This is a genomic window from Polaromonas sp. JS666, assembly GCF_900103405.1.
Taxonomy (GTDB): domain Bacteria; phylum Pseudomonadota; class Gammaproteobacteria; order Burkholderiales; family Burkholderiaceae_C; genus Polaromonas.
In genome coordinates this window covers 101,016-126,996 of the sequence record NZ_FNHX01000002.1, presented here as the reverse complement: position 1 = coordinate 126,996, position 25,981 = coordinate 101,016, and the positions used below count along the sequence as shown (strand labels likewise).

The window sequence follows — 25,981 nt, the reverse complement described above, 5'->3', positions numbered from 1 at the left end:
TGCGGGACCAGATTCAAGCCGCTGTTGTGAAAGGAGCGTGCGGTGACGGACATCAGTGTGCGCCTGTCCCTGCAGCCGGTGCTTGCCGCCGACTTCGAGGACATGCTGGCCTTGCGCATAGACGCGATGCGGCCCAGCCTGGAGCGTGTCGGCCGCTTTGACCTCGCACGCTCGCGCGAGCGCTTGTCCGCCGGTTTTTTTCCGCAGTACATGCAACACATCCTGCTGGACGGCGAGCGCATCGGGTTTTTCACGCTCAAGCCCGAAGGCGCTGAAGGTGAAATGGCCCTGCGGCTTGACCATCTGTATCTGCGCAGCAGCGCCAGCGGCCAGGGTATAGGCTCCTGGGTGCTGCGCCAGGTGCTGGCGCAAGCGCGCGAACGCGGCCTGGCCGTGAAACTGACCGCGCTCAAGGAAAGCGACGCCAACCGTTTCTACCTGCGCCATGGTTTTGTGCTGCAGGGCGAAGAGGGCGTGGACCTGCACTATGAATGGCCCGTGGTGGAGCGCGTGGCGTGATGGCAGCGCCAGACTTCCTCCAGGCCATCCTGGGCCCGGACGCCATGGCCCAGCGCCGCGCGATCGCCAAGGCCATCACGCTGCTGGAGTCCACGCGTGCCGACCACCGCGCCCAGGGCGACGAACTGCTCACGGCCTTGCTGCCGCACACCGGCAAAGCCACGCGCCTGGGCATCAGCGGCGTGCCCGGCGTTGGCAAGTCCACTTTTATCGAGGTACTGGGCCTGTACCTGATTGCACTTGGCCATCGCGTCGCGGTGCTCACCGTCGACCCTTCTTCCTCCGTCTCGGGCGGCTCCATCCTGGGTGACAAGACCCGCATGGAAAAGCTCTCGGTGCATGAACGCGCCTACATCCGGCCCAGCCCCTCCAGCGGCAACCTGGGCGGTGTGGCCGAAAAAACGCGCGAAGCCATGCTGGTGTGCGAAGCCGCCGGCTACGACGTGGTGATCGTGGAAACCGTGGGCGTGGGCCAAAGTGAAACCGCTGTGGCCAACATGACCGACATGTTTGTGCTGATGCAGTTGCCCAATGCCGGCGACGACCTGCAGGCCATCAAAAAAGGTGTGATGGAGCTAGCCGACCTGGTCATCATCAACAAGGCCGACATCGACGCCGATGCGGCCATGCGGGCCGAAGCCCAGATCACCTCGGCCATGCGCCTGTTCGGCCTGGTCAACAACGCCATGAGCAGCGAACAGGCCGCCAACTTCGACAAAAACTGGCACCCGCAGGTGATCCAGCTCAGCGCGCTGCACAACAAGGGCGTGGACCTGTTCTGGACGGCGGTGACGCGGTTCAAGGACTTGCAGACCGCCAACGGCCAGTTCGCCGAGCGGCGCAGGCAGCAGTCGCTCTCCTGGATGTGGGAGCGCATAGATGCCGGCCTCAAGCAGGCCTTTCGCCAGGACCCGCAGGTGCGTGAGCGCCTGCCCGGGCTCATCGCCGAAGTGACGCGCGGTGAAGTTGCGGCCTCCACCGCCGCACGCAGCCTGCTGGCCCTCGCTGCCAAAGGATGGGACCGATGAAAAAGGCGGCCATCTTTTGCGCATTGCTTTTGCAGGCCTGCTTCGCCTGGGCCGGTGGCCTGCCGGCCGGCGAGCCGGGCAGCTTTGTCTTCACCGACAGAGGCTTTTTCGCGGACAAGCCCGTCACCGTGTATTACTACAAGGCGCGCAGCGCCGGGTCCGATGCCCGGGTGATGATGGTGATCCACGGCATGGAGCGCCAGGGCTCGCGCATGCGCGACAACTGGCTGCCTTTTGCCGAGAAAAACAAGCTCATCGTGTTGGCCCCCGAATTCGACGAGGCGCGCTTTCCCTCGCGGCTGTTCAACATGGGCGGCATCGAAGGCCGCGACCGCAGCCAGTGGTCCTTCCAGATCGTCGAGCACTTGTTTGATTTTGTCCGCGCCGATGAAGGGCTGTCGGCACCCGACTACCTGCTGTTCGGCCATTCGGCGGGCGGGCAGTTCGTGCACCGCTTCATGCTGTTGACGGAGGCGCCGCGCGTGTCCGTCGCGGTGGCGGCCAACGCCGGCAGCTACACCATGCCCAGCTACCCCGGCGCCATGGACGACAAGTTTCCTTATGCGCTCAATGAGGGCATCGTCAGCCCCGACAAGCTCAAACAGGTCTTTGCGCGCAAGCTGGTCGTGCTGCTCGGCGAGGCCGATATCCAGACCGACGCGGCCAACCTGCCCAAGGCCAGGCAGGCCACGGCCCAGGGCGTGAACCGATTCGAGCGCGGCAGCAACTTCTTCGCGCAGGCCCAGGCGCAGGCGCAAAAGCTGGGCGCGCCCCTGGCCTGGGAGCGCGTCACCGTGCCGGGCGTGGGGCACGACTCGCGCCGCATGAGCCAGGCCGCCGCGCGCCTTTTGTTTGAATCAGCCCGTTAAATTCTCATCGTCCAATCGCGGAACACACCATGCAAGAAATCCTTGAACAACTCGAAAAGAAACGTGCCGCGGCCCGCCTGGGCGGCGGGCAGAAGCGCATAGACGCGCAGCACGGCAAAGGCAAGCTCACGGCGCGCGAACGGCTGGAGCTGCTGCTGGACGAAGGCACGTTTGAAGAATGGGACATGTTTGTCGAGCACCGCTGCACCGACTTCGGCATGCAGGACAACAAGATTCCCGGCGACGGCGTGGTCACCGGCTACGGCATGATCAACGGCCGCCTGGTCTTCGTCTTTAGCCAGGATTTCACCGTGTTCGGCGGCGCCCTGAGCGAAGCCCATGCCGAGAAAATCTGCAAGGTGATGGACCAGGCCATGAAGGTGGGCGCGCCCGTCATAGGCCTGAACGATTCGGGCGGCGCCCGCATCCAGGAGGGCGTGGCTTCGCTGGGCGGTTATGCCGACGTGTTCCAGCGCAATGTGATGGCCAGCGGCGTGATCCCGCAGATCAGCATGATCATGGGGCCCAGCGCCGGCGGCGCGGTGTATTCACCGGCGATGACCGACTTCATCTTCATGGTCAAGGACAGCTCCTATATGTTTGTCACCGGCCCCGAAGTCGTCAAGACCGTGACGCATGAGGAGGTCACGGCCGAGGAACTGGGCGGCGCCACCACCCACACCACGCGCAGCGGCGTGGCCGACCTGGCGTTTGAGAACGACGTCGAGGCGCTGCTGATGCTGCGCCGCCTCTACAACTACCTGCCGCTGAACAACCGCGAAAAAGCCCCGGTGCGCCCCAGTGCCGACCCCGCCGGCCGCATGGACCTGAGCCTGGACACCCTGGTGCCCGAGAACCCGAACAAGCCGTACGACATGAAGGAACTCATCGTCAAGACGGTGGACGACGGCGACTTCTTCGAGATACAGCCCGAATACGCGAAAAACATCATCATCGGCTTTGCCCGCATGGAAGGACAGACCGTGGGCATCGTCGCCAACCAGCCGCTGGTGCTGGCCGGCTGCCTGGACATCAAGAGTTCCATCAAGGCCGCGCGTTTTGTGCGCTTTTGCGATGCCTTCAACATTCCGGTGATCACCTTTGTCGACGTGCCCGGCTTCATGCCCGGCACCAGCCAGGAATACGGCGGCATCATCAAGCACGGCGCCAAGCTGCTGTACGCGTATGCCGAATGCACCGTGCCCAAGATCACCGTGATCACGCGCAAGGCCTATGGCGGCGCCTACGACGTGATGGCCTCCAAACATTTGCGCGGCGACGTCAACTTCGCCTGGCCCAACGCCGAGATCGCCGTGATGGGCGCCAAGGGCGCGGTGGAGATCATCTTCCGCGAAGACAAGGGCGACCCGGCCAAGCTGGCCGCCAAGGAAGCCGAATACAAGGCCCGCTTTGCCAACCCTTTTGTGGCCGGTGCGCGCGGTTTTATCGACGACGTGATCCTGCCGCATGAAACGCGCAAGCGCATCTGCCGCTCGCTGGTGATGCTGCGGGACAAGAAGATCGAAAACCCGTGGCGCAAGCACGGCAACATTCCGCTGTGAGCGCGCCGTGATCAGCCACTACCCCCGATTCCGCGCAGGCGCGGCGCCCGGCCTGGTGCCCAAGCTGGGCGGCCTGCCCTGGGGGCTGCCGGTGCGCCTTTGGCCCGTCTGCAAGGAGTGCGGGCGGCCCATGAGCCATCTTGCGCAGCTGCCGGCCGCCGCGCCCGAGCTGCCGCTCGCCGATGGCGAAGTGCTGTTTCTTTTCAAGTGCGAGTGGGACAGCGTCTGCAGCTTCTGGGAGCTTGATGCCGGCGCCAACACCGCTTTCACGGTGCCGCGAAGCGAACTGGGCGCGCTGGCCACCGAGCCGCCGACTGATTCCAAGGACGGACCGCCGGCCGTGCTGCCCGAGCTGGGCGTCGTGAGCTGGCGTGCTGACGACGACGGCGCGCCGCCCGAGCTTGAGGATGCGTTCTACGACGATACCCGCTATTTTCAGTTGCCTGAGGAAGTTGCGCATCCGCACAACTGGGCGAGCGCCTGGCGTACCAAGAGCGGGGGCGTTCCCTATTGGACGGCCAATGGTGTGCAGCAAAGCCCGCCCGGCAGGATGCTGCTGCAAATCGACAACTGGGTGGAACTGGAAGGCGGCGGCACGGCCGAGGTCGCCAACTTCTGCTCGGACGGCACCGCCTATGTGTTTGTTGATCACTCACAAAGTCCACCGGTCTATTCCATGTTTATCAATCGCTGACCCCGATAGAGAGAGCTTATGTTCAAGAAAATACTGATCGCCAATCGAGGTGAAATCGCCTGCCGGGTCATCAAGACCGCCCGCAAGATGGGCATCCAGACCGTCGCCGTGTATTCCGATGCCGACAAGGACGCGCGCCACGTCGAGCTTGCCGATGAGGCCGTCAACATAGGCCCGGCGCCCAGCCGCGACAGCTATTTGCAGGCCGACAAGATCATCGCGGCGTGCAAGCAGACGGGCGCGCAGGCGGTGCACCCCGGCTACGGCTTCCTGAGCGAGAACGCGGGTTTTGCCAAGCGGGTCGAAGAAGAAGGGATTGTCTTCATAGGCCCCAAGCATTATTCGATTGCCGCCATGGGCGACAAGATCGAGTCCAAAAAGCTGGCCGGCGCGGCGGGTGTCAACTGCATCCCCGGCGTGAACGACGCGATTGACAGCGCCGAGAAGGCCGTGGAGATCGCCAAAGGCATTGGTTACCCGGTGATGATCAAGGCCAGCGCGGGCGGTGGCGGCAAGGGCTTGCGTGTGGCTTTTAATGACAAAGAGGCCCTGGAAGGTTTTACCTCCTGCCGCAACGAGGCGCGCAACAGCTTTGGCGACGACCGCGTCTTTATCGAGAAGTTTGTGGAGGAACCTCGCCACATCGAAATCCAGCTGCTGGGCGACAGCCACGGCAATGTGGTCTACCTCAACGAACGCGAATGCTCGATCCAGCGGCGCCACCAGAAGGTGATTGAAGAGGCGCCGTCGCCTTTTATCAGCGACGCGACACGCAAGGCCATGGGCGAGCAAGCGGTGGCGCTGGCCAAGGCGGTGAAGTACCAGAGCGCCGGCACGGTGGAGTTTGTGGTCGGCAAGGACCAGAGCTTTTATTTCCTCGAAATGAACACCCGCCTGCAGGTGGAGCACCCGGTGACGGAATGCATCACCGGGCTGGACCTGGTGGAGCTGATGATCCGCGTGGCCGCCGGCGAGAAGCTGCCGATCGCGCAGAAGGACGTGCAGCGCAATGGCTGGGCGATTGAATGCCGCATCAATGCCGAAGACCCTTTCCGCAGCTTCCTGCCTTCCACCGGCCGGCTGGTGCGCTTCCAGCCGCCCAAGGAAACCATGTTCGCGGCCGACACCGCGCAGCTGTACGGCGTGCGTGTCGACACCGGCGTGGAGGACGGCGGCGAGATCCCGATGTTTTACGACTCGATGATCGCCAAGCTCATCGTGCACGGTAAGGACCGCAAGGAAGCCATCGCCAAAATGCGCGAGGCGCTCAATGGTTTTGTGATCCGCGGCATCTCGAGCAACATTCCCTTCCAGGCGGCCTTGCTGGCGCATCCCAAATTTGTCGCGGGCGATTTCAACACCGGTTTTATCGCCGAGAACTACGCCAAGGGTTTCCAGGCCGAAGATGTGCCGCATGAGGACCCGTCCTTTCTGCTGGCGCTGGCGGCCTACGTGAATCGCCGCATGCTGGGCCGTGCGGCCGGCATCAGCGGCCAATTGCCGGGCCATGGCGTCACGGTGGGCGAAGAGTTCGTCGTCGTCAGCCTGGGAGCGGCGGGGCAGAACACGCCGCACCCGGTGACGGTGGGCGACTACCAGGCGCAAACCGGTTCCGGCACGGTGGAGGTAGGTGCCAGGAGTTATGAGATCTGCAGCAACTGGCATCTGGGCGGCGCGCGCATTCGCGGCACCGCCAACGGCCAGCCTTTTGCCGCGCAAGTTGAGCGCGGTGTCGGTCGTAACCCGCTGGCCATCCGTATTGCCCATAACGGCACACGGTTGGACGCGCTGGTACTGACGCCGCGCGCGGCGCAGCTCCATGCCCTGATGCCCTACAAGGCGCCGCCCGACATGAGCCGCTATGTGCTGTCGCCCATGCCAGGCCTGCTGGTGGACGTGGCGGTGCAGGTCGGCCAGAAGGTGCAGGCCGGTGAGCGCGTGGCGGTGATTGAAGCCATGAAGATGGAAAACGTGCTGTTCGCCATTGCGGACGGCGTGGTCGGAAAAGTGCTGGCCGCCAAGGGCGAGTCGCTGAGTGTGGACCAGCCCATCGTGGAATTTGTCTGAGGGTAGCCAGAGGAGTGCGCCATGGACCAACAGGAATTTGAATCCGGCTTGCAGCGTGACGGTTTTGCCGCCGCAGTGCGGGTGGAACGGGCGGTGGGCTACAGCCTCGCCGAGCATCAGCATCCTTTTGATGCGCGGGCCTTCATTCTTGAGGGTGAGATCACCTTGACTGTGGCTGGCGTTGCGACAACCTACAGGCCCGGCGATGTGTTCCGCCTTGCGGCGGGCACCGAGCATCTTGAAAGCGCCGGCCCTGCCGGCGTGGTTTATCTTTCCGGCCGCAGGGAGGCGGCTTCCTCATGACGCGTCCATTCAAGGTATTGGGTATCCAGCAGATCGCCATTGGCGCCACAAGTAAAGACCGGCTGCGTACGCTGTGGGTCGACATGCTGGGCCTGGAAGTGACCGGCAATTTTGTGAGCGAACGCGAAAACGTTGATGAGGACATCTGCGCGATCGGCAGCGGTCCCTTCAAGGTCGAAGTCGACCTGATGCAGCCGCTGGACGTGGACAAAAAGCCCGCGGTGCACACCACGCCGCTCAACCATGTGGGCCTGTGGATAGACGACCTGCCCAAGGCCGTGGAATGGCTGGGGGCCAAAGGCGTGCGCTTCGCGCCCGGCGGCATACGCAAGGGCGCGGCGGGTTTTGACATCTGCTTTCTGCACCCCAAGGCCAGCGAGGAGTTTCCGATCGCGGGCGAGGGCGTGCTGATCGAGCTGGTGCAGGCGCCGCCCGAAGTAGTCAAGGCGTTTTCCGCCCTGGGCTGAAAAGCGGGCTTACTCTTGTGTGCGCTGCGCCCGGGCCCGGGCCAGCGCGGCTTCGATCACGGCGCGTTTGCGGTCCACTACGGCGGGGTCGGTTTCGGGGCGTGCGGCGGAGGCCGTCGGCGCCACGGGTGTTGAACCGGTGGGCTTGCCGTCTTCTTTCTTCTGCCGGGCCTGATGGCCTGCATAGCGCGCCTTGGCCGTGTCGGCCTCCTGCTGCGACCAGGCTTGCCAGCCGGTGCGCGAGCCGGTGACGTTTTCCAGGCTGATGCAATCGACCGGGCACACCGGGATGCACAGCTCGCAGCCCGTGCACCAGGGCTCGATCACGGTGTGCATCATCTTGTTGCTGCCCATGATGGCGTCGGTCGGGCAAGCCTTGAGGCACAGGGTGCAGCCTATGCACCAGTTCTCGTCGATGATGGCCAGGGCGCGCGGGCCTTCCGTACCGTTGGCGGGGTTCAGGGGCAGGGCGGGCAGGCCGGTGATGGCCGAAAGGCGCCGCACGCCTTCGGCGCCGCCCGGCGGGCATTGGTTGATGGCGGCCTCGCCCGCGGCCATGGCCTGCGCGTAGGCCGCGCAGTCGGGGTAGCCGCAGCGGGTGCACTGGGTCTGGGGCAGGGCGGCGTTGAGGCGCTCAAAAAGGCGCAAGTCGGTAGGGGAGCTCACCGGCCTATTGTCCTACCAGTCACGGCCTTGCGGCCCGGCCGTGCCGTACAGGCCTTCAGGCTTGTTTGCCGCGCGCCGTCTTTTTGGCCGCCGGCTTTGCAGCGGACTTGGCCGTGGATTTTGCGGTGGTTTTTGCCGCCGCTGCCCGTTTGGCTGGAGCCGAAGGCCGGTTGTTCGCCTGGATAAAGGCCTTGACCTGCGGGTAGACGATCTCGCGCCAGCGGCGGCCGCTGAAGATGCCGTAATGGCCCGCACCCTTGACTTCCAGGTGCTTTTGCAAGGCCTTGGGGATGTTGTGGCAAAGGCTGTGGGCCGCCTCGGTCTGGCCTGAGCCGGAGATGTCGTCCAGTTCGCCCTCGACGGTGAAGTGGGCCGTGGTCTTGATGTCCTGGGGCCGCACGCGCTCCAGTTCCCCGTCCACGTTTTTGACGTCCCAGGTGCCGTTGACCAGCTTGAACTCCTGGAACACCGTCTTGATGGTGTCCAGGTAGTAATCGGCGTCCATGTCGAGCACGGCGTTGTATTCGTCGTAGAACTTGCGGTGCGCCTCGGCGCTGGCGTCGTCGCCCTTGATCAGGTCCTTGAAGTAGTCGTAGTGGCTGCTGGCGTGGCGGTCGGGGTTCATCGCGACGAAGCCGGTGTGCTGCAAAAAGCCGGGGTAGACGCGGCGCCCGGCGCCCGGGAAGTTGCTGGGCACGCGGTAGATCACATTGTTCTCAAACCACTCGTAGCTCTTGTTCATGGCCAGGTTGTTGACGGCGGTCGGCGACTTGCGCGCATCGATGGGGCCGCCCATCATGGTCATGCTCAGCGGCGTGGTTTCGCCGCGGGAGGCCATCAGCGACACCGCCGCGAGCACCGGCACGGTGGGCTGGCACACGCTGATGACGTGGCAATTGCCGTAAATGCCCTGGATGTGGCGGATGAATTCCTGCACGTAGTTGACGTAGTCGTCCAGGTGAAAGGAGCCGTCGGACAGCGGAACGGTGCGCGCGTTTTTCCAGTCGGTGATGTAGACCTTGTGGTCCTTGAGCATGGTGCGCACGGTGTCGCGCAGCAAGGTGGCGTAGTGGCCGGACAGCGGTGCCACGATCAGCACCGCGGGTTCGCCCTTCAGGCCCGTCAGCGTGGCCGGGTCGTCGGTGAAACGCTTGAAGCGGCGCAGTTCGCAAAAGGGTTTATCGATTTCCACGCGTTCGTGGATGCTGACCTCGGTGCCGTTGACGTCGACGGTGCGGATGTCAAAAGCCGGTTTTTCGTAGTCCTTGCCCAGCCGGTAGATCAGGCTGTAGCCGGCGGCCACGCGCTGGGCAAAGGGGTTTTGCCCGAGGGGCGACAGGGGGTTGCCGTAGAGCTTGGCGGCGGCCTGCGCGAAGTCGACAAAGGGCTCCATCAAGGTGCGCTGGGTTTCATAGACTTGGTACAGCATCGGGGGTCAACCTTGGGTTATGTCGTTGTGATGTCGTTATGACAGGTAAATCGTAGTATGTTGCAGTGCAATATAACAGGGGCTGGCCGCACTGTTTTGAGGAAAACCACCAATTCCGGGCTCTTTTCACGGCTTTGGTGCCAAAGCACCACGAGGCGGCGGCCGGGCTTGTTTTTGCGATAAACCGCCGCCACCTGCGGAATTGAAGGAACACTTACTATTTTGCCTCCCGGCCGGCGGTTTTGCCCGCTCCGATGCCGTACTTCGCGAACAGGAAACAACAATATGCTCCCCACCATCGACGCCTCGGCGCTGGACCGAATCGCCTCCCTGAAGAAATCCGACAGGATGCCGGTGGTTTTTGTGGGCCACGGCAGTCCCATGAATGCCATCGGCGACAACGAATACCGGCGCAGCTGGCAGGCGCTGGGCGCCGAATTTGGGGCCAAATACCCCAGGCCGCAGCTGATTTTGTGTATTTCCGCCCATTGGCTGACCGAAGGCTGGTGGCTGACCGCCATGGACAAGCCCAAGACCATCCACGATTTCGGTGGTTTTCCGCAGGAGCTGTTCGACCAGCAATACCCGGCGCCGGGCGACCCGGCCGCCGCGCAGGCCATCAGCCAGTTGGTACGCCAGCGGGCCTCGGCGCCGCTGGGGCTGGACGAAAGCGAGTGGGGGCTGGACCATGGCGCCTGGTCGGTGCTCAAGCCCATGTTCCCGGACGCGGACATCCCGGTGATCCAGCTCAGCATGGACTACGGCCGCGCGCCCGAGGACCACTATGCGCTGGCCAAGCAGCTCAAGGCCTTGCGTGAGCGCGGGGTGCTGGTCGTGGCCAGCGGCAACATCGTGCACAACTTGCGCCAGATGCAGCGCGGCGCGGCCGGCAACCAGGCCTATGACTGGGCGCTGGAATTCGACCAGATCACGGGCGGCTATCTGCAGCAGGGCAACCTCGATGCGCTGCAGAACTTCCAGAAGCTGGGCCAGGTCGCCAAAATGGCCCACCCCACTTATGAGCACTACCTGCCCTTGCTGTATGCGGCCGGCGCTGCCGACGGCAAGGAGCCCATGCGCTTTTTCAATACCAGCTTCCAGGCTGGTTCGATTTCGATGCGCTCTGCGGTCTGGGGCTAATCAAACCCGGATCAAGCCTGGATTTGCAGCCAGGGCCAGCGTTCCTGGTAGGCGCTGGCTTTTTTCTCAAACAGTGGCCGGTGCGGGCACAGCGGGTTCGGGCTGAGCCGGCCCTGGTAGAGCTCGTCCAGGCTGTTGGGCGCGTAAAGCGCCAGGCCTGAAGCGCCGGCTTGCAGGCCCACGCAGGTGCTGGTGACCAGGAAACGGTCTATGCCGTCCCGGGAACTGCGCAGGGCAGGGTAGGGAAAGCCGAAGTAGTCCTGGTACCAGGTATGGACCCGGGCCTGGTTTTTTGCTTCCACCGTGATGCCCAGATCGGCAAAAGTGGACTGGACCCGCGCATGGACCCGGGCCTCGGCCGCCTCCGAAAGGTCGGCGGGGTCGAAGTAGAACAGGTCATAGTCCTTGATATGGGCTTCGGGCGAATTGCCCGAGCGCACATTCCAGACCGTCTGGAACAGGCAACCCGCGACCAGCCAGGCATCCGGCAGGCCCAGGGCGGGTAGCTGCTGCAGGATGCGCTGGTTGTGGCGGTTTTGCAGGGCGTCCCGGATGAAACCATCCGGGCTGGGAGGAAGAGAGATCGGCAGGGAAATCAGACGACCTTGGCGATGGCCGCGCAGACGTAGTCGATGTTCTTGCTGTTGAGCGCGGCCACGCACATGCGGCCGGTGTCAGTACCGTAGACGCCGAACTCATTGCGCAGGCGCACCATCTGGTCCTTGCTGAGGCCGGAATAGCTGAACATGCCGATCTGGGCGGTGATGAAGCTCATGTCCTGCTTGACGCCGGCGGCCTTCAGGCCGTCCACGAGCTTTTGGCGCATGGCCTTGATGCGCACGCGCATTTCCGCCAGTTCCTGCTCCCACTGGGCGCGCAGCGCCGGCGTATTGAGCACCGTGGCCACCACCATGCCGCCGTGGATCTGCGGGTTGCTGTAGTTGGTGCGAATGACCAGCTTGAGCTGCGACAGCACGCGGTCGGCTTCTTCCTTGGATTCGCAGAGCACTGACAGGGCGCCCACGCGTTCGCCGTAGAGGCTGAAGCTCTTGGAAAACGAGGTCGACACAAAAAAGCTGAGGCCTGCAGCCACAAATTTGCCGATGACGGCGCCGTCTTCCGCGATGCCGTGGCCGAAGCCCTGGTAAGCCATGTCGAGGAAGGGCGTGAGCTTGCGTGCCTTGACGGCGGCGATTACCTGGTCCCACTGGGCCGCGGTGATGTCGTAGCCGGTCGGGTTGTGGCAGCAGGCGTGCAGCACGACGATGGTGCCTTCGGCCGCGGCGTTCAAGGCGGCGAGCATGCCGTCGAAGTTGACGCCGCGCTTGGCGGCATCGTAGTACGGATAGCTTTCAACCACAAAACCGGCCTGGCTGAACAGCGCGCGGTGGTTTTCCCAGCTTGGGTCGGAAATCAGCACCTTGGCGTTGGGGCTGAGCTTTTTGAGGAAGTCGGCTCCCACCTTGAGGCCGCCCGTGCCGCCTATGCCTTGCACGGTGGCGACGCGGCCGCTCTTGACCGGTTCGCTGTCGGCGCCGAAGACGAGGCCCTTGACGGCCGCGTCGTAGGCGGCGATGCCGTCAATCGGCAGGTAGCCGCGGGCCTTGGGCGATTCCATCATTTGCTTTTCGGCCGCCTGCACACATTGCAGCAAGGGGAGCTTGCCGTTGTCGTCGTAGTACACGCCCACGCCCAGGTTGACCTTGTTGGGATTGGTGTCGGCATTGAACTGCTCATTCAGGCCCAGGATGGGGTCACGCGGGGCCATTTCGACAGCGGTAAACAAAGACATGAAATATCCTCAGAAAAAGTGAAAAAAGGCGAAAGCGACGGTACGGGATTCAGGTCAAAGATTTAGGTCACAAGTTGACCGGAAAAAAGGCTACAAGAGGTATCAACACGGCGGTCGGAGGGCGATGGGGGATTGCAATTCCCATTTTCGGCCGAATGTCGTATTCTGTTTGGTTGCCCCGAATTTTAACGGGGCTTGATCGAGGTTTTATGCCAGAAGCTATTGAAGTCATAACCGAGGTGGTGGATCCGGCCCCGCGCGAGGGCCAGTTTGTCCGTTTCCCGGATTCGCCGTTCGAGTTGTTCCAGCCCTATCCGCCGGCGGGCGACCAGCCGGTGGCGATCGAGCAGCTGGTCGAGGGCGTCAGGGACGGCGAGGTGTTCCAGACCCTGCTGGGCGTGACCGGCTCGGGCAAGACCTTCACCATGGCCAATGTGATCGCCCGCCTGGGCCGCCCGGCCATCGTATTTGCGCCCAACAAGACGCTGGCGGCGCAGCTGTACAGCGAATTCCGCGAGTTTTTCCCCAAGAACGCGGTCGAGTATTTCGTCAGCTACTACGACTACTACCAGCCCGAGGCCTACGTGCCACAGCGCGACCTTTTCATTGAAAAGGACTCGGCCATCAACGAGCACATCGAGCAGATGCGGCTGTCGGCCACCAAGAGCGTTCTGGAGCGGCGCGACACCATCATCGTCGGCACCGTCAGTGCGATTTACGGCATAGGCGCGCCCGAGGATTACACGCAGATGCGTTTTATCGCCCGCATAGGCGACAAGATGGGCCAGCGCGACGTGATTGCGCGGCTGATCCGCATGCAATACACGCGCAACGAGCAGGATTTCGCGCGCGGTACCTTCCGGGTGCGCGGCGACGTGATCGACGTCTTTCCGGCCGAGCATTCCGAGCTGGCCATACGCATAGAGCTGTTCGACGACGAGATAGAGTCGCTGCAGCTGTTCGACCCGCTGACCGGCCGTATCCGCCAGAAAATCCCGCGTTTTGTGGTCTACCCCAAGAGCCACTACGTCACGCCGCGCGACAAGGTCATGACGGCGGTGGAGACCATCAAGCTGGAGTTGTCCGAACGGGTGGCCCAGTTCGTCGCCGACGGCAAGCTGGTGGAGGCCCAGCGCATCGAGCAGCGCACCCGCTTTGACCTGGAGATGCTCAGCGAAATCGGCCACTGCAAGGGCATCGAGAACTACACCCGCCACCTGAGCGGCTCGCCGGCCGGATCGCCGCCCTCGACGCTATGCGACTACCTGCCCAAGGACGCGCTGATGTTCCTGGATGAAAGCCACGTCATGATCGGCCAGCTCAACGCCATGTACAACGGCGACCGGGCGCGCAAGACCACGCTGGTGGAATACGGCTTTCGCCTGCCCAGCGCGCTGGACAACCGGCCGCTCAAATTCGAGGAGTTCGAGTCCAAGATGCGGCAGGCCATCTTCGTGTCGGCCACGCCGGCGGCCTATGAGCAGGAGCATGCCGGCCAGGTGGTGGAGCAGGTGGTCCGGCCCACCGGCCTGGTCGACCCGCAGGTCGAGGTGCGGCCGGCCACCCACCAGGTCGACGACGTGCTGCAGGAAATCCGCATCCGCGTCGAGAAGAACGAACGGGTGCTGATCACCACGCTGACCAAGCGCATGGCCGAACAGCTGACTGACTACCTGAGCGACAACGGCGTCAAGGTGCGCTATTTGCACAGCGACGTGGACACGGTGGAGCGCGTGGAAATCCTGCGCGACCTGCGGCTGGGCGCTTTTGACGTGCTGGTGGGGATCAACCTGCTGCGCGAAGGCCTGGATATTCCCGAGGTCTCGCTGGTGGCCATCCTGGACGCCGACAAAGAGGGCTTTCTGCGCGCCGAGCGCAGCCTGATCCAGACCATAGGCCGGGCGGCCCGCAACCTCAACGGCCGCGCCATCCTGTATGCCGACCGGATCACCGACTCCATGAAAAAAGCCATGGGCGAGACCGAGCGGCGGCGCAACAAGCAGATCGCCTTCAACCTCGAGCACGGCATCACGCCGCGCAGTGTGGTCAAGCGCATTCGCGATCTGATTGACGGCGTCTACAGCGAGAAATCCGGCAAGGAAGCCGAAAAGCTCGAGATGCAAAAGGCGCTGGTCGAGGACATGAGCGAAAAAGACATTGCCCGCGAAATCAAGCGCCTGGAAAAGCAGATGATCGAACACGCCAAGAACCTGGAGTTCGAAAAAGCCGCCCGGGTGCGGGACCAGCTGCACAGCCTCAAGGAACAGGCTTTCGGCGCCCCCGGCGTCGACAATGTGCTGCCTTTGCCCGCTGCGGGCCAAGCCCGGGCTTGAGCTGAAACGTCCCCCAGTCATCAAATGCACCATACCGGTGCATTTGATGACTGGGGCTACGGGTTAGTCCTCATGTTTTTGGGGCGCCCAGCGGGAAAACCCCTGCTTGTGTTAAACTTGACGAAAACAGTCAAGAACAATACCAGAACAACAAAAAGCCCCCGCGATACCGGTTGACTGACCTGGGCGGCTGGAGGAAGAGTTCCCTGTAAGCCACAAGTTTGCAGGGTGAAAACGACAGTCAAGCCATTTAAAGGAGCTTGTTATGCGCCTCACAACCAAAGGCCGCTTTGCGGTCACTGCGATGATTGATTTGGGACTGCGCCAGAACAACGGCCCGGTCACCTTGGCCGCTATCAGCCAGCGCCAACAGATTTCCCTGTCCTATCTCGAACAGCTGTTCGGCAAGCTGCGCCGCCATGAGCTGGTGGAGTCCACCCGGGGTCCCGGCGGCGGTTATACCCTGGGCCGCAAGGCTTCGGAGATCACCGTGGCCGACATCATTGTCTCGGTGGACGAGCCGATCGACGCTACCCAGTGCGGCGGCAAGGAAAACTGCCTGGGCGAGGGCGGCCGCTGCATGACGCACGAACTGTGGGCATCGCTGAACAGCCGCATGGTGGAGTTCCTGGATTCCGTGACCCTGCAAAAACTGGTGGAAGACCAGCTCGCCAAGGGCGTGGTGATCGAAAACACCCCGCAGGTCAAGAAGGCCATCTTCACGGCGCCGGCCGTCAAGCCGGTACGCGTGAATGCGCCCAACTCGGTCTTCGCACTGGGCAACGCGTTCTCCAAATCCTGATGGAGCCGGGCCGGCATTTGCCCGGCCCCATCCCTTCGTGAACTGATTGCATGACCTTGGATCGCGCTGCCAGCCAGCCCGTGAATAAAAAGAGCTAGCCACATGGACACCCCACACTTTCCCATTTACATGGACTACAGCGCCACGAACCCCTGCGACCCGCGGGTGGTGGACGCCATGATTCCCTGGTTGCGCGAACACTTCGGCAACCCCGCTTCGCGCAGCCACGCCTGGGGCTGGGAGGCGGAAGCCGCGGTCGAAAAGGCGCGCGGGCAGATCGCCGACCTGATTGGCGCCGACCCGCGCGAGATCGTCTGGACCAGCGGCGCGACCGAGTCCAACAACCTGGCGCTCAAAGGGGCGGCCCATTTCTACAAGACCAAGGGCAAGCACATCATCACGGTCAAGACCGAGCACAAGGCCGTGCTGGACACCTGCCGCGAGTTGGAGCGCCAGGGTTTTGAGGTGACTTATATGGACGTGCAGGCCGACGGCCTGCTGGACCTCGAAGCACTCAAGGCCGCCATCCGCCCCGACACCATCCTGGTCAGCGTCATGTTCGTCAACAACGAAATCGGCGTGATCCAGGACATCCCGGCGATCGGCGCCCTGTGCCGTGAAAAAGGCATCATCTTCCATGTGGACGCCGCCCAGGCGACCGGCCGCATCGACATCGACCTGGCCACCTTGCCGGTCGACCTGATGAGCTTGACCTCGCACAAGACCTACGGTCCCAAGGGCATAGGCGCCCTGTACGTGCGCCGCAAGCCGCGCGTGCGGCTGGAAGCTCAGATGCACGGCGGCGGCCATGAGCGCGGCATGCGCTCGGGCACGCTGCCCACGCACCAGTGCGTGGGCATGGGCGAGGCCTACCGCATCGCCAAGGCCGAAATGCACGAAGAGAACAAGCGCATACGTGCCCTGCACGAGCGCATGCTCAACGGCCTCAAGGACGTCGAAGAAGTGTTCCTCAACGGCCACGCCGACAAGCGCGTGCCGCACAACCTGAACATGAGCTTCAACTTTGTCGAGGGCGAGTCGCTGATCATGGGCATCAAGGGCCTGGCGGTGTCCAGCGGTTCGGCCTGCACCTCGGCCAGCCTGGAGCCCAGCTATGTGCTGCGCGCCCTGGGCCGCAGCGACGAACTGGCGCATAGCAGCCTTCGCATGACGATTGGCCGCTGGAGCACCGAAGAAGAAATTGACTACGCGGTCGCCACCATCAAGGAAAACGTGGCGAAACTGCGCGAACTGTCTCCCCTGTGGGAGATGTTCAAGGATGGCGTGGACCTGTCCACCATCCAGTGGGCTGCACACTGAGCAGCGCGCCCGACAGCTTAAAGAGGTAAACAAAATGGCATACAGCGAAAAAGTGGTGGACCACTACGAAAACCCCCGCAACGTCGGCTCCTTTGAAAAGGGCGACGAATCGGTAGGCACCGGCATGGTCGGCGCGCCGGCTTGCGGCGACGTGATGAAGCTGCAGATCAAGGTCAACCCGGTGACGGGCGTGATCGAGGATGCACGCTTCAAGACTTACGGCTGCGGTTCCGCTATCGCTTCCAGCTCGCTCGTGACCGAATGGGTCAAGGGCAAGACGCTGGACGAAGCGGCCAGCATCAAGAACAGCGCGATCGCCGAAGAGCTGGCCTTGCCGCCGGTCAAGATTCACTGCTCCATCCTGGCCGAAGACGCCATCAAGGCCGCCGTGAACGACTACAAACAAAAGCACGCGCACTGATCAAAACCGCGTTACCCGTCAGCTGTTTCATTTCCGAGTGATTTAAATGTCCGTAACCCTCACTGATGCAGCCGCAAGGCACGTGACCCGCTACATGACTAAGCGCGGCAAAGGTGTTGGCGTGCGCCTGGGCGTCAAGACCACCGGCTGCTCCGGCCTGGCTTACAAACTGGAATACGCCGACGAGATCGCGCCGGAGGACGTCGTGTTTGAAGACAACGGTGTCAAGGTGTTGGTCGATCCGAAAAGCATGGCTTATATCGACGGCACCAAGCTGGACTTTGTGCGTGAAGGCTTGAACGAAGGTTTCAAGTTCATCAACCCCAACGAGCGTGACCGTTGCGGCTGCGGCGAAAGTTTCCGGGTTTGACGGGCCGGCGGTCTTACGCGTGCCGCACCCTTACCCAAGCCGCCTCCACTGATGGTGCTGGCGGCTTTTTCTCGGCATGAACCTTCAATCCACTGATTTCGAGCTTTTCGGCGTGCCCCAGCGTTTCGCGCAGGATCGCGCCGCGCTGGACGCGCGCTGGAAGGACCTGCAGCGCGAGGCGCACCCCGACAAGTTCGCTGCCCAGGGCGCGGCGGCGCAGCGTGTGGCCATGCAGTGGTCGGTGCGCATCAATGAGGCCTACCAGCGCCTGAAGGACCCGCTGAAGCGGGCGAGCTATCTGTGTGAGCTCAATGGCGCGCCCATCGACGCCGAGAAAAACACCGCCATGCCGCACGATTTCCTGGTGCAGCAGATGCAGTGGCGCGAAGCGCTGGATGAGGCCGAGACCGCCGAGGATTTTGAAGAAATCGCCTCGCAGGCGATGTCGAGTGGGCGCGAGAAGCTGTCAAAAATAGCGCAATTGCTGGACGTGGACAGGGACTTTCCCGCGGCCGCCCGGCAGGTCAGAAGCCTTATGTTTATTGAGCGCTTTGCCAGCGAAGTCGATGCGCGCATCGACCTGCTGGGACAATAGGAACCTGTTCAAGGCATTACAGAAAAAGTACGACAAGCACGCATGGCACTCCTGCAAATCTCCGAACCCGGCCAGACGCCCGACCCGCACCAGCGGCGCATTGCGATCGGCATCGACCTGGGCACCACACACTCGCTGGTCGCCAGCGTGCGCAACGGCGTGTCCGAATGCCTGCCGGACGAGCAGGGAAGGGTGCTGCTGCCCAGCGTGGTGCGCTATCTGGAGGGCGACAAGCGCCAGATCGGCTATGAGGCCCTGGCGGCGCAGGTCGAGGACCCGCGCAATACCATTTCTTCGGTCAAGCGCCTGATGGGGCGCGGCATTGACGACATCGGCAGCCGTACCCAGCTGCCTTACGAGCTCAACGACAAGCCGGGCATGGTCACGCTGCAGACCGTTGCCGGCGAGAAAAGCCCGGTCGAGATCAGCGCCGAGATCCTGGCCACGCTGCGCTACCGCGCCGAAGACACCTTTAACGACGACATCTACGGCGCCGTGATCACCGTGCCGGCTTACTTCGATGACGCCCAGCGCCAGGCCACCAAAGACGCCGCGCAACTGGCGGGCCTGAATGTGCTGCGCCTGCTCAATGAACCCACGGCGGCCGCGATTGCCTACGGCCTGGACAACGCCAGCGAAGGCGTTTACGCCGTCTACGACCTGGGCGGCGGTACTTTCGATATTTCCATCCTGCGCCTGACGCAAGGCGTTTTCGAGGTGGTGGCGACCGGCGGCGATTCGGCGCTCGGCGGTGACGACTACGACCGCGCGCTGGTCGACTGGGTGCTGGCCAAGGCGGGCCTGGCGGCCGATACCCTCACGCCTGCGGACAAAGCTGCCCTGCAGCGCACCGCGCGAAACTGCAAGGAAGCGCTGTCGGCCGCCGATCCCGTGCCTTTTTCGGTGCAGCTGGCCAAGGCCCTTGTCAACTTCGAGATGAAGGCCGAAGACTTCGAAACCGCGACGGCCCATCTGACCCAGCGCACGCTGGCAGCCGTCCGCAAGGCGCTGCGCGATGCCAGGCTGGCCAAGGAAGACATCCAGGGCGCGGTGCTGGTGGGGGGCTCCACGCGCATGCCTCAGGTGCGCAAGGCGGTGGCCAGTTTCTTCGGCCGTGAGCCGCTGGTCAACCTCAATCCCGACGAAGTGGTGGCGCTGGGCGCGGCCATTTCCGCCAACCAGCTGGCCGGCAACAACACCGGTGATGAGTTGCTCTTGCTGGATGTGATTCCGCTGTCGCTGGGCATAGAGACCATGGGCGGGCTGGTCGAACGCATCGTGCCGCGCAACCAGACCATTCCCACGGCCATGGCGCAGGACTTCACCACCTACCAGGACGGCCAGACCGCCCTGGCCCTGCATGTGGTGCAGGGCGAGCGCGACCTGGTGGCCGACTGCCGCAGCCTGGCCCGCTTCGAATTGCGCGGCATTCCGCCCATGGTGGCCGGCGCCGCGCGCATCCGCGTGACTTTTACGGTCGATGCCGACGGCCTGCTCAGCGTCAACGCGAAAGAGCAGGTCAGCGGTGTCGAGGCGCGCATTGACGTGAAGCCTTCCTACGGCCTGTCCGACGAAGACATCGCGCGCATGCTGCAGGACAGTTTTTCGACCGCCCAGCAGGACATGAATGCCCGCGCCCTGGCTGAGGCCAAAGTCGATGCGGACCGCATGATCCTGGCCACACAAAGCGCGCTGGCCGCGGATGCCGACCTGCTGAGCCCTCCTGAACGCGCACAGATCGACAGCCTGATCACCGGCCTGGCCGACACGCGCGCGCACGGCGACGCGGCCGCGATAGAGGCAGCCACCCAGGCCCTGGCCAAAGGCACAGAGGCCTTCGCCGCCCAGCGCATGAACCGGGGCATCAAACAAGCCCTGGCCGGTAAAAACATCGAGGCGGTTTGAGCCGACTGACTGAGACAACCATGCCCATCATCAAAATACTGCCTCACCCCGAATACTGCCCGCAGGGCGCTGAAATCAGCGCGCCGGCCGGCACCTCGATCTGCGAAGCCCTGCTCGACAACAAGATCAACATCGAGCACGCCTGCGACTTGAGCTGCGCCTGCACCACCTGCCACGTTGTCGTGCGCGAGGGCTTCGACTCGCTCAACGAGCTCGACGAAAACGAGGAAGACCTGCTGGACCGCGCCTGGGGCCTGGAGCCCAATTCGCGCCTGAGCTGCCAGGCCGTGCTGGCCCAGACCGACGTGACGGTGGAAATACCCAAATACTCCATCAACCACGCCAAGGAAAACCACTGAGTTTTCGGGGAAAACCGGGCGTGGGCGGCCCTGCGCGGAGGCGATAATCGAGCCATGCGCCAAATCGTTCTTGACACCGAAACCACCGGTCTTTCCGCCGAAAACGGCGACCGCATCATCGAAATCGGCTGTGTGGAGTTGGTGGCCCGCAAGCTCACCGGCAACAATCGCCACTTCTACCTGAACCCCGAGCGCGACAGCCATGAGGACGCGCTCAAGGTCCACGGCATCAGCAACGAGTTCCTGAAGGACAAGCCCAAGTTCGCCGCCGTGGCCGACGAGCTGCTGGAATACCTGCAGGACGCCGAGATCATCATCCACAACGCGCCCTTTGACGTGAGCTTCCTCAACAAGGAACTCGAACTCATAGGCCGCCCGCCCATCAAGCATTGCGTGGCCAAGGTCACCGACAGCCTGATGATGGCCAAGGAGCTGTTTCCGGGCAAACGCAACTCGCTGGACGCTCTGTGCGACCGGCTGGAGGTCGACAATTCAGGCCGTACCCTGCACGGCGCCTTGCTGGATGCTGAACTGCTGGCCGACGTCTACATCAACCTGACCCGTGGGCAGAACGCGCTGGTCATGGATGTGGGCGATGCGGCCCAGGAGGGCGACAACAACGTACCGCAGATAGACCTGAGCCTGTTTGAACTGCCTTTGCTGGCGGCCAATGAGCAGGAAGCCGCCGAACATGAAAAATTGCTGGCCGGGATCGACAAGGCGAGCAAGGGAAAAACGGTCTGGCGCGCCCTGGCGGCCTGAACTGAGACGCAATTCCGGAGGTGGGTCGGAAAAATGGCCCAAAACACCATATAATCATAGGCTGACCGATAGGGCGGTTAGCTCAGGGGTAGAGCACTGCATTCACACTGCAGGGGTCGCAAGTTCGAAACTTGCACCGCCCACCAGAATTTGACGAAGAAAAAGGCCAAGTCTTGCGACTTGGCCTTTTTTCATTGGGCGCCGTTTTTTCGCGGACTTAGAGCACTTCGCTCGCGAAATCAGCCAGGCGTGAACGCTCGCCGCGCGCCAGCGTGATGTGCCCGCCATGCGGCCAGCCTTTGAAGCGGTCCACGGCAAAGGTCATGCCCGAGGAGCCTTCGGTCAGGTAGGGCGTGTCAATCTGCGCCAGGTTGCCCATGCAGATGATCTTGGTGCCCGGGCCGGCCCGCGTGATCAACGTTTTCATCTGCTTGGGCGTCAGGTTTTGCGCCTCGTCGATGATGACGTACTTGTTCAGAAAGGTACGGCCGCGCATAAAGTTCATGCTTTTGACCTTGATGCGCGAGCGGATCAGCTCGTTGGTGGCGGCGCGGCCCCATTCGCCAGAACCGCTGTCGGTCTTACCCAGCACTTCGAGGTTGTCGTCCAGCGCACCCATCCAGGGGCCCATTTTTTCCTCTTCGGTGCCGGGCAGGAAGCCGATGTCCTCGCCGACGCTGACCGTGGCCCGCGTCATGATGATTTCGGTGTAGCGCCGGTCGTCGAGCACCTGCGTGAGGCCGCTGGCCAGCGCCATCAGCGTCTTGCCGGTGCCCGCCGTGCCGGCCAGCGTGACGAAGTCGACTTCGGGGTCCATCAGCAGGTTCATGGCGAAATTTTGCTCGCGGTTGCGCGTGGTGACGCCCCAGACGGCGTTTTTGAGGTGGTTGTAGTCCTTCAGGGTCTTGAGCACCGCGGTTTTCGCCCGGATTTCCGTCACACGGGCATACAGCGGCGGCTCGCCAGGGGCCTCAAAGAACACAAACTGGTTGATCAGCAGGCTGCCCACAATGGGGCCGGTGATGCGGTAGAAGGTGTGGCTGCCTTGCTGCCAGCTTTCGATGGTCTTGCTCTGGCGTGTCCAGAAATCCGCGGGCAGGGCCAGCGAACCGGAATACAGCAGGTCGCCGTCTTCCAGGGTTTTGTCGTTCTGGTAGTCGTCGGTCGCCAGGCCCAGGGCGCGCGCCTTGACGCGCATATTGATGTCCTTGGACACCAGGACCACCTCGCGCGGCGCATATTCCTTGCGCAGGGCCTCGACCACGCCCAGGATCTGGTTGTCGGCCTTGCCCTGCGGCAGGCTCATGGGCAGCGTGTAGTCGAGCGGCTTGGTCTGGAAAAACAGGCTGCCGCCCGCTTCAGGGTGGCCGGTGGTGTCCAGCTTCAGGCCCTTGCCGATATCGGCGCCCTGGGCGCCTGCCAGCGCGTCCAGCGTGCGGCTGGTCTGGCGGGCGTTGCGCGCCACCTCGGTCATGCCCTTTTTATGGCCGTCGAGCTCTTCGAGCACGATCATGGGCAGGAAGATGTCATGTTCCTCGAAGCGGAACAGGCACATCGGGTCGTGCATCAGCACATTGGTGTCCAGCACGAACAGCTTGGCTGGGCCGGTGCGTTTGGGCTTTTTTGGCTTGACCGGCTCGGGCAGGGCAATGCTCTCTTTTTTACGGCTGTTTGCAGGCGTTCTGTCTGGGTTGGAAGGCTCTTTGCCTTTGAAGGCCACCGGGTGGCTGCCTTCTCCTGCCGCGCGGCTGTCAAACAGGTCCATTACCGGGGGTTTCTGGGCGGATTCGGTACGCTCCGTTTTCCGGGCGACTTTCGAAGGCGAGCGGGCGGGCGCGTCGAGCGCATCAGGCGAGAGCAGGGCGGCACGTTTGGTCGGGGCGGGGGGGAGGGGCATAGTGCTTAAAACTCTCTAAAAAAGAGGGGTTCCAGAAGCGAAAAAGCCGCCTTGAAACCAGGGCGGCTTTTTCTTTTGGCGCAGTTGCGAAGGTCAACAGCATGAGTTCATTATGCACAACTCAAGTGACAGGGCAATCCTTTGTTGCTAACTGGCCTCAGTGGGGTTTCAGGCGGCTTTTTTGAGGGCCTTGACGGCCTTGAGCACGTCGTCCACATGGCCAGGCACTTTCAGGCCGCGCCACTCCTCTTTGAGCAGGCCGTCGGCACCCACCAGGAAGGTGCTGCGCTCTATGCCTTTGACCTTTTTGCCGTACATGATCTTGTTCTTGACCACGCCGAACATGTGGCACATTTTTTCTTCGGTGTCCGCGATCAGCTCGAACGGCAGTTCAAGCTTGGACTTGAACTCGTCGTGGGATTTCATGTTGTCGCGCGAGACGCCGAAGACCGTCGCGCCGGCCTTCACGAAGTCCTTGTAGCGGTCACGGAACTGCATGGCTTCCGTGGTGCAGCCAGGCGTGTTGTCCTTGGGATAGAAGTACAGCACCACGACTTTGCCGAGGTGGGACTGGTTGGAAACCTTGATGCCGCCGGTGGCGATCGCTTCAAATTCGGGGAGTGGTTTATTGACGACGACTGCCATACTGAGTAGACCCTGACGAAAGTAGTTGTAATTGGCCGCGCCTTTTGACAACCGACCCGGGACGTCATCCCGGGATGTGGTGCCAAGTGCAACCCTAGATTTTACCCTGAAAGAGAGGTCATTTCAGGCTTCTGTTCCTTCTGTTTCAATCAGCAGGGCGGCAATCACCTGGCGGCCTTCACCCGCGAGGATGTTGTAGGTGCGGCAGGCGGCAAGCGTGTCCATGGTTTCAACGCCAATGCGCTGCTCCATCAGGGCGCGCAGAAACGCGGGAGGCACAAAGCGCAGGCGGGCGCCGCTGCCGAAGATCACGAGTTCGGGCCGGGTTTCGGCCAGCAGGGCGAAGTGCTCGGCGGTGAGCTGCTCAAAGCGTGCGCAGTTCCAGTTGAATTTCTCGCCGCGCGAGCCGATCACGACGCTGTGCTCGATTTTTTCGGCCACACCCTCGCGCCCCAGGCCCACCCAGCCGGGGCCGTAGCCGAGGATGGACTGGACGTCGAGGCGGTCTGGCTGAAGTTTCATGCGGAAAGGGTCCGGGCGTTGTGAGGTGTGGCGCGGCTGTGCGCGGGGGCTTGTGTGCGGCTGTTTTGCCAGCGAAAAGCCTCTTTTATGTGGTCAAATTATAGATTCCGCCCGAATTCCACGCTGCAATGCGCCGTATCGCCCCGGTTGGCGGCAGGGTGAGCGGCGCGGCCTCCGTCCAAAGTCTTCTTAACGCTTCATGAAACCGATCACCAAATCCGCCAAGCTTGCCAATGTGCTGTACGACATCCGCGGCCCGATCATGGACGCCGCCAAGCAGATGGAGGAAGAGGGCCAGAAGCTCATCAAGCTCAATATTGGCAACCTCGCGGTGTTCGGTTTTGACGCGCCCGAGGAAGTCCAGCAGGACATGATCCGCAACCTGCCCGCCTCGGCCGGTTATTCGGACAGCAAGGGCATTTTTGCGGCGCGCAAGGCCGTGATGCATGAAACCCAGAAGCAGGGCATCAAGGGCGTCACGCTGGACGACATTTACCTCGGCAACGGCGCGAGCGAGCTGATTTCCATGGCCACCAACGCCTTGCTCGACGACGGCGACGAATTGCTGCTGCCGGCGCCCGACTACCCGCTGTGGACCGCGTCCACCAGCCTTTCGGGCGGCACGCCGGTGCACTACCGCTGCGATGAAAACAATGGCTGGATGCCCAACCTGGACGACATCCGCGCCAGGATCACGCCCAAGACCAAGGCCATCGTGGTCATCAACCCCAACAACCCCACGGGCGCGCTGTATTCCGACGAGCTGCTCAAAGGCATCATCGGCATCGCGCGCGAGCACGGCCTGGTCATCCTCGCCGACGAGGTCTACGACAAGGTGCTGTACGACGGCGTCAAGCACACGGCGATTGCCAGCCTGTCGACCGACGTGCTCACGTTGACCTTCAATTCGCTGTCCAAAAGCTACCGCTCCTGCGGCTACCGCGCGGGCTGGCTGGTGGTGTCCGGCCCCAAGAAGCAGGCGCAGGACTACATCGAAGGCCTGAACATGCTGGCCAACATGAAACTGTGCTCCAACGTGCCGGGCCAGTGGGCCATACAGACCGCGCTGGGCGGCTACCAGAGCATCAACGACCTGACCTGCGAGGGTGGGCGCCTGCGTCGCCAGCGCGACATGGCCTACGAACTCATCACCGCCATTCCCGGCGTCACCTGTGTCAAACCCAGCGCCGCGCTCTACATGTTCCCGCGGCTGGATCCCGAGGTCTACCCGATCAAGGACGATCGCCAGTTCTTCCTGGAACTCCTCAAGGAGACCAAGGTCATGCTGGTGCAGGGCACGGGCTTTAACTGGGCCGAGCCTGACCACTTCCGCATCGTTTTCCTGCCGCATGAGGAAGACCTGCGCGAAGCCATAGGCCGCATTGCGAAGTTCCTCGAGAACTACCGCAACAACCGAACTTGACCCTGTATTCGGCCCCTCTCCTTTTTTCGCACCCCTTGGGGTGCGGGCATCCAAGATCAACGTAAAGCAAGACCCGAGCGACTATGAAACC

26 protein-coding genes and 1 tRNA gene are annotated in these 25,981 nt (G+C 62.8%); 20 read left to right on the top strand and 7 right to left on the bottom strand.

The genetic code is table 11. From position 1 onward, the window contains the following. Window positions 1-42: 42 nt before the first annotated feature. From BLQ85_RS05015 to BLQ85_RS04980, 8 genes are all read left to right on the top strand, one after another. Window positions 43-519, top strand: coding sequence for a GNAT family N-acetyltransferase (locus BLQ85_RS05015; RefSeq protein ID WP_074575265.1), 477 nt, complete (start codon window positions 43-45; stop codon window positions 517-519). After that, window positions 519-1,547: a methylmalonyl Co-A mutase-associated GTPase MeaB gene (gene meaB, locus BLQ85_RS05010; protein ID WP_074575264.1), complete on the top strand. Its 1,029-nt coding sequence runs from the start codon at window positions 519-521 to the stop codon at window positions 1,545-1,547. The genes BLQ85_RS05015 and meaB overlap by 1 nt, the downstream gene beginning before the upstream one ends. Continuing rightward, on the top strand, window positions 1,544-2,416 hold the full coding sequence (locus BLQ85_RS05005; RefSeq protein ID WP_074575263.1) for an alpha/beta hydrolase family protein: 873 nt from the start codon (window positions 1,544-1,546) through the stop codon (window positions 2,414-2,416). The genes meaB and BLQ85_RS05005 overlap by 4 nt, the downstream gene beginning before the upstream one ends. 29 nt (window positions 2,417-2,445) lie before the next feature. Continuing rightward, on the top strand, window positions 2,446-3,978 hold the full coding sequence (locus BLQ85_RS05000) for an acyl-CoA carboxylase subunit beta (RefSeq protein WP_007866994.1): 1,533 nt from the start codon (window positions 2,446-2,448) through the stop codon (window positions 3,976-3,978). A gap of 130 nt (window positions 3,979-4,108) precedes the next feature. Next, window positions 4,109-4,672, top strand: a complete 564-nt coding sequence (locus BLQ85_RS04995) for a hypothetical protein (RefSeq protein ID WP_254779716.1) — start codon at window positions 4,109-4,111, stop codon at window positions 4,670-4,672. Between the two features lie 18 nt (window positions 4,673-4,690). Then, a complete protein-coding gene (locus BLQ85_RS04990; RefSeq protein ID WP_074575261.1) occupies window positions 4,691-6,739 on the top strand; it encodes an acetyl-CoA carboxylase biotin carboxylase subunit in 2,049 nt (682 codons plus the stop codon). Window positions 6,740-6,760: 21 nt separating this feature from the next. Next, window positions 6,761-7,042: a cupin domain-containing protein gene (locus BLQ85_RS04985; protein WP_074575260.1), complete on the top strand. Its 282-nt coding sequence runs from the start codon at window positions 6,761-6,763 to the stop codon at window positions 7,040-7,042. Beyond that, window positions 7,039-7,509 carry a VOC family protein gene (locus tag BLQ85_RS04980; RefSeq protein WP_074575259.1) on the top strand — a complete coding sequence of 157 codons (471 nt, stop codon included), beginning with the start codon at window positions 7,039-7,041 and terminating at the stop codon, window positions 7,507-7,509. Before BLQ85_RS04985 ends, BLQ85_RS04980 begins: the two co-directional genes overlap by 4 nt. 9 nt (window positions 7,510-7,518) lie before the next feature. Here BLQ85_RS04980 and rsxB read toward each other — a convergent pair whose 3' ends face one another. Both rsxB and BLQ85_RS04970 read right to left on the bottom strand, forming a co-directional pair. Further along, the gene (gene rsxB, locus BLQ85_RS04975) at window positions 7,519-8,175 is read right to left on the bottom strand and encodes an electron transport complex subunit RsxB (RefSeq protein ID WP_074575258.1); all 657 of its coding nucleotides are present in this window, start codon (window positions 8,173-8,175) and stop codon (window positions 7,519-7,521) included. A gap of 55 nt (window positions 8,176-8,230) precedes the next feature. After that, a complete protein-coding gene (locus tag BLQ85_RS04970) occupies window positions 8,231-9,604 on the bottom strand; it encodes a polyhydroxyalkanoate depolymerase (protein ID WP_074575257.1) in 1,374 nt (457 codons plus the stop codon). 285 nt (window positions 9,605-9,889) lie between these two features. Here BLQ85_RS04970 and ygiD point away from each other — a divergent pair, with 285 nt between their 5' ends. Beyond that, window positions 9,890-10,744: a 4,5-DOPA-extradiol-dioxygenase gene (gene ygiD / locus BLQ85_RS04965; protein ID WP_074575256.1), complete on the top strand. Its 855-nt coding sequence runs from the start codon at window positions 9,890-9,892 to the stop codon at window positions 10,742-10,744. An 11-nt stretch (window positions 10,745-10,755) separates the two neighbouring features. Here ygiD and BLQ85_RS04960 read toward each other — a convergent pair whose 3' ends face one another. After that, the gene (locus BLQ85_RS04960; protein WP_074575823.1) at window positions 10,756-11,328 is read right to left on the bottom strand and encodes a nucleotidyltransferase family protein; all 573 of its coding nucleotides are present in this window, start codon (window positions 11,326-11,328) and stop codon (window positions 10,756-10,758) included. A gap of 11 nt (window positions 11,329-11,339) precedes the next feature. After that, entirely contained in the window at window positions 11,340-12,536 is a 1,197-nt protein-coding gene (locus BLQ85_RS04955) for an amino acid aminotransferase (protein ID WP_074575255.1), read from the bottom strand. Window positions 12,537-12,745: 209 nt separating this feature from the next. On the opposite strand from BLQ85_RS04955, the gene uvrB reads away from it, so the two are divergent. The 10 genes from uvrB (at window position 12,746) to BLQ85_RS04905 (ending at window position 21,549) form a co-directional block, all read left to right on the top strand. Next, window positions 12,746-14,869, top strand: a complete 2,124-nt coding sequence (gene uvrB / locus BLQ85_RS04950; RefSeq protein WP_074575254.1) for an excinuclease ABC subunit UvrB — start codon at window positions 12,746-12,748, stop codon at window positions 14,867-14,869. A gap of 265 nt (window positions 14,870-15,134) precedes the next feature. Continuing rightward, window positions 15,135-15,671 (top strand): Fe-S cluster assembly transcriptional regulator IscR, encoded by a 537-nt coding sequence (gene iscR, locus BLQ85_RS04945; RefSeq protein WP_007867011.1) that lies wholly within the window; start codon window positions 15,135-15,137, stop codon window positions 15,669-15,671. 102 nt (window positions 15,672-15,773) lie between these two features. Next, window positions 15,774-16,991: an IscS subfamily cysteine desulfurase gene (locus BLQ85_RS04940; protein WP_007867012.1), complete on the top strand. Its 1,218-nt coding sequence runs from the start codon at window positions 15,774-15,776 to the stop codon at window positions 16,989-16,991. A 34-nt stretch (window positions 16,992-17,025) separates the two neighbouring features. Then, complete coding sequence (gene iscU / locus BLQ85_RS04935; protein ID WP_007867013.1) at window positions 17,026-17,412, top strand: Fe-S cluster assembly scaffold IscU; 387 nt, start codon at window positions 17,026-17,028, stop codon at window positions 17,410-17,412. 46 nt (window positions 17,413-17,458) lie between these two features. Continuing rightward, window positions 17,459-17,782, top strand: coding sequence for an iron-sulfur cluster assembly protein IscA (iscA, locus tag BLQ85_RS04930; RefSeq protein WP_074575253.1), 324 nt, complete (start codon window positions 17,459-17,461; stop codon window positions 17,780-17,782). 76 nt (window positions 17,783-17,858) lie between these two features. Continuing rightward, window positions 17,859-18,377, top strand: a complete 519-nt coding sequence (hscB, locus tag BLQ85_RS04925) for a Fe-S protein assembly co-chaperone HscB (RefSeq protein WP_074575252.1) — start codon at window positions 17,859-17,861, stop codon at window positions 18,375-18,377. 42 nt (window positions 18,378-18,419) lie between these two features. Beyond that, complete coding sequence (gene hscA, locus BLQ85_RS04920) at window positions 18,420-20,282, top strand: Fe-S protein assembly chaperone HscA (RefSeq protein ID WP_074575251.1); 1,863 nt, start codon at window positions 18,420-18,422, stop codon at window positions 20,280-20,282. 20 nt (window positions 20,283-20,302) lie between these two features. Beyond that, on the top strand, window positions 20,303-20,641 hold the full coding sequence (fdx, locus tag BLQ85_RS04915) for an ISC system 2Fe-2S type ferredoxin (protein ID WP_074575250.1): 339 nt from the start codon (window positions 20,303-20,305) through the stop codon (window positions 20,639-20,641). Window positions 20,642-20,695: 54 nt separating this feature from the next. Beyond that, entirely contained in the window at window positions 20,696-21,403 is a 708-nt protein-coding gene (gene dnaQ / locus BLQ85_RS04910) for a DNA polymerase III subunit epsilon (protein ID WP_074575249.1), read from the top strand. A gap of 71 nt (window positions 21,404-21,474) precedes the next feature. Then, window positions 21,475-21,549: transfer RNA gene (locus BLQ85_RS04905), tRNA-Val, on the top strand. Window positions 21,550-21,620: 71 nt separating this feature from the next. Here BLQ85_RS04905 and BLQ85_RS04900 read toward each other — a convergent pair. From BLQ85_RS04900 to BLQ85_RS04890, 3 genes are all read right to left on the bottom strand, one after another. Then, window positions 21,621-23,300 carry a PhoH family protein gene (locus tag BLQ85_RS04900; protein WP_074575248.1) on the bottom strand — a complete coding sequence of 560 codons (1,680 nt, stop codon included), beginning with the start codon at window positions 23,298-23,300 and terminating at the stop codon, window positions 21,621-21,623. A 168-nt stretch (window positions 23,301-23,468) separates the two neighbouring features. Next, window positions 23,469-23,945, bottom strand: a complete 477-nt coding sequence (locus tag BLQ85_RS04895; protein ID WP_007867029.1) for a peroxiredoxin — start codon at window positions 23,943-23,945, stop codon at window positions 23,469-23,471. 123 nt (window positions 23,946-24,068) lie between these two features. Continuing rightward, a complete protein-coding gene (locus BLQ85_RS04890) occupies window positions 24,069-24,467 on the bottom strand; it encodes an Mth938-like domain-containing protein (RefSeq protein WP_074575247.1) in 399 nt (132 codons plus the stop codon). Between the two features lie 199 nt (window positions 24,468-24,666). Between BLQ85_RS04890 and BLQ85_RS04885 the strand changes: the two genes are divergently transcribed. Continuing rightward, a complete protein-coding gene (locus BLQ85_RS04885; RefSeq protein ID WP_074575246.1) occupies window positions 24,667-25,890 on the top strand; it encodes a pyridoxal phosphate-dependent aminotransferase in 1,224 nt (407 codons plus the stop codon). The last annotated feature ends 91 nt before the right edge of the window (window positions 25,891-25,981 follow it).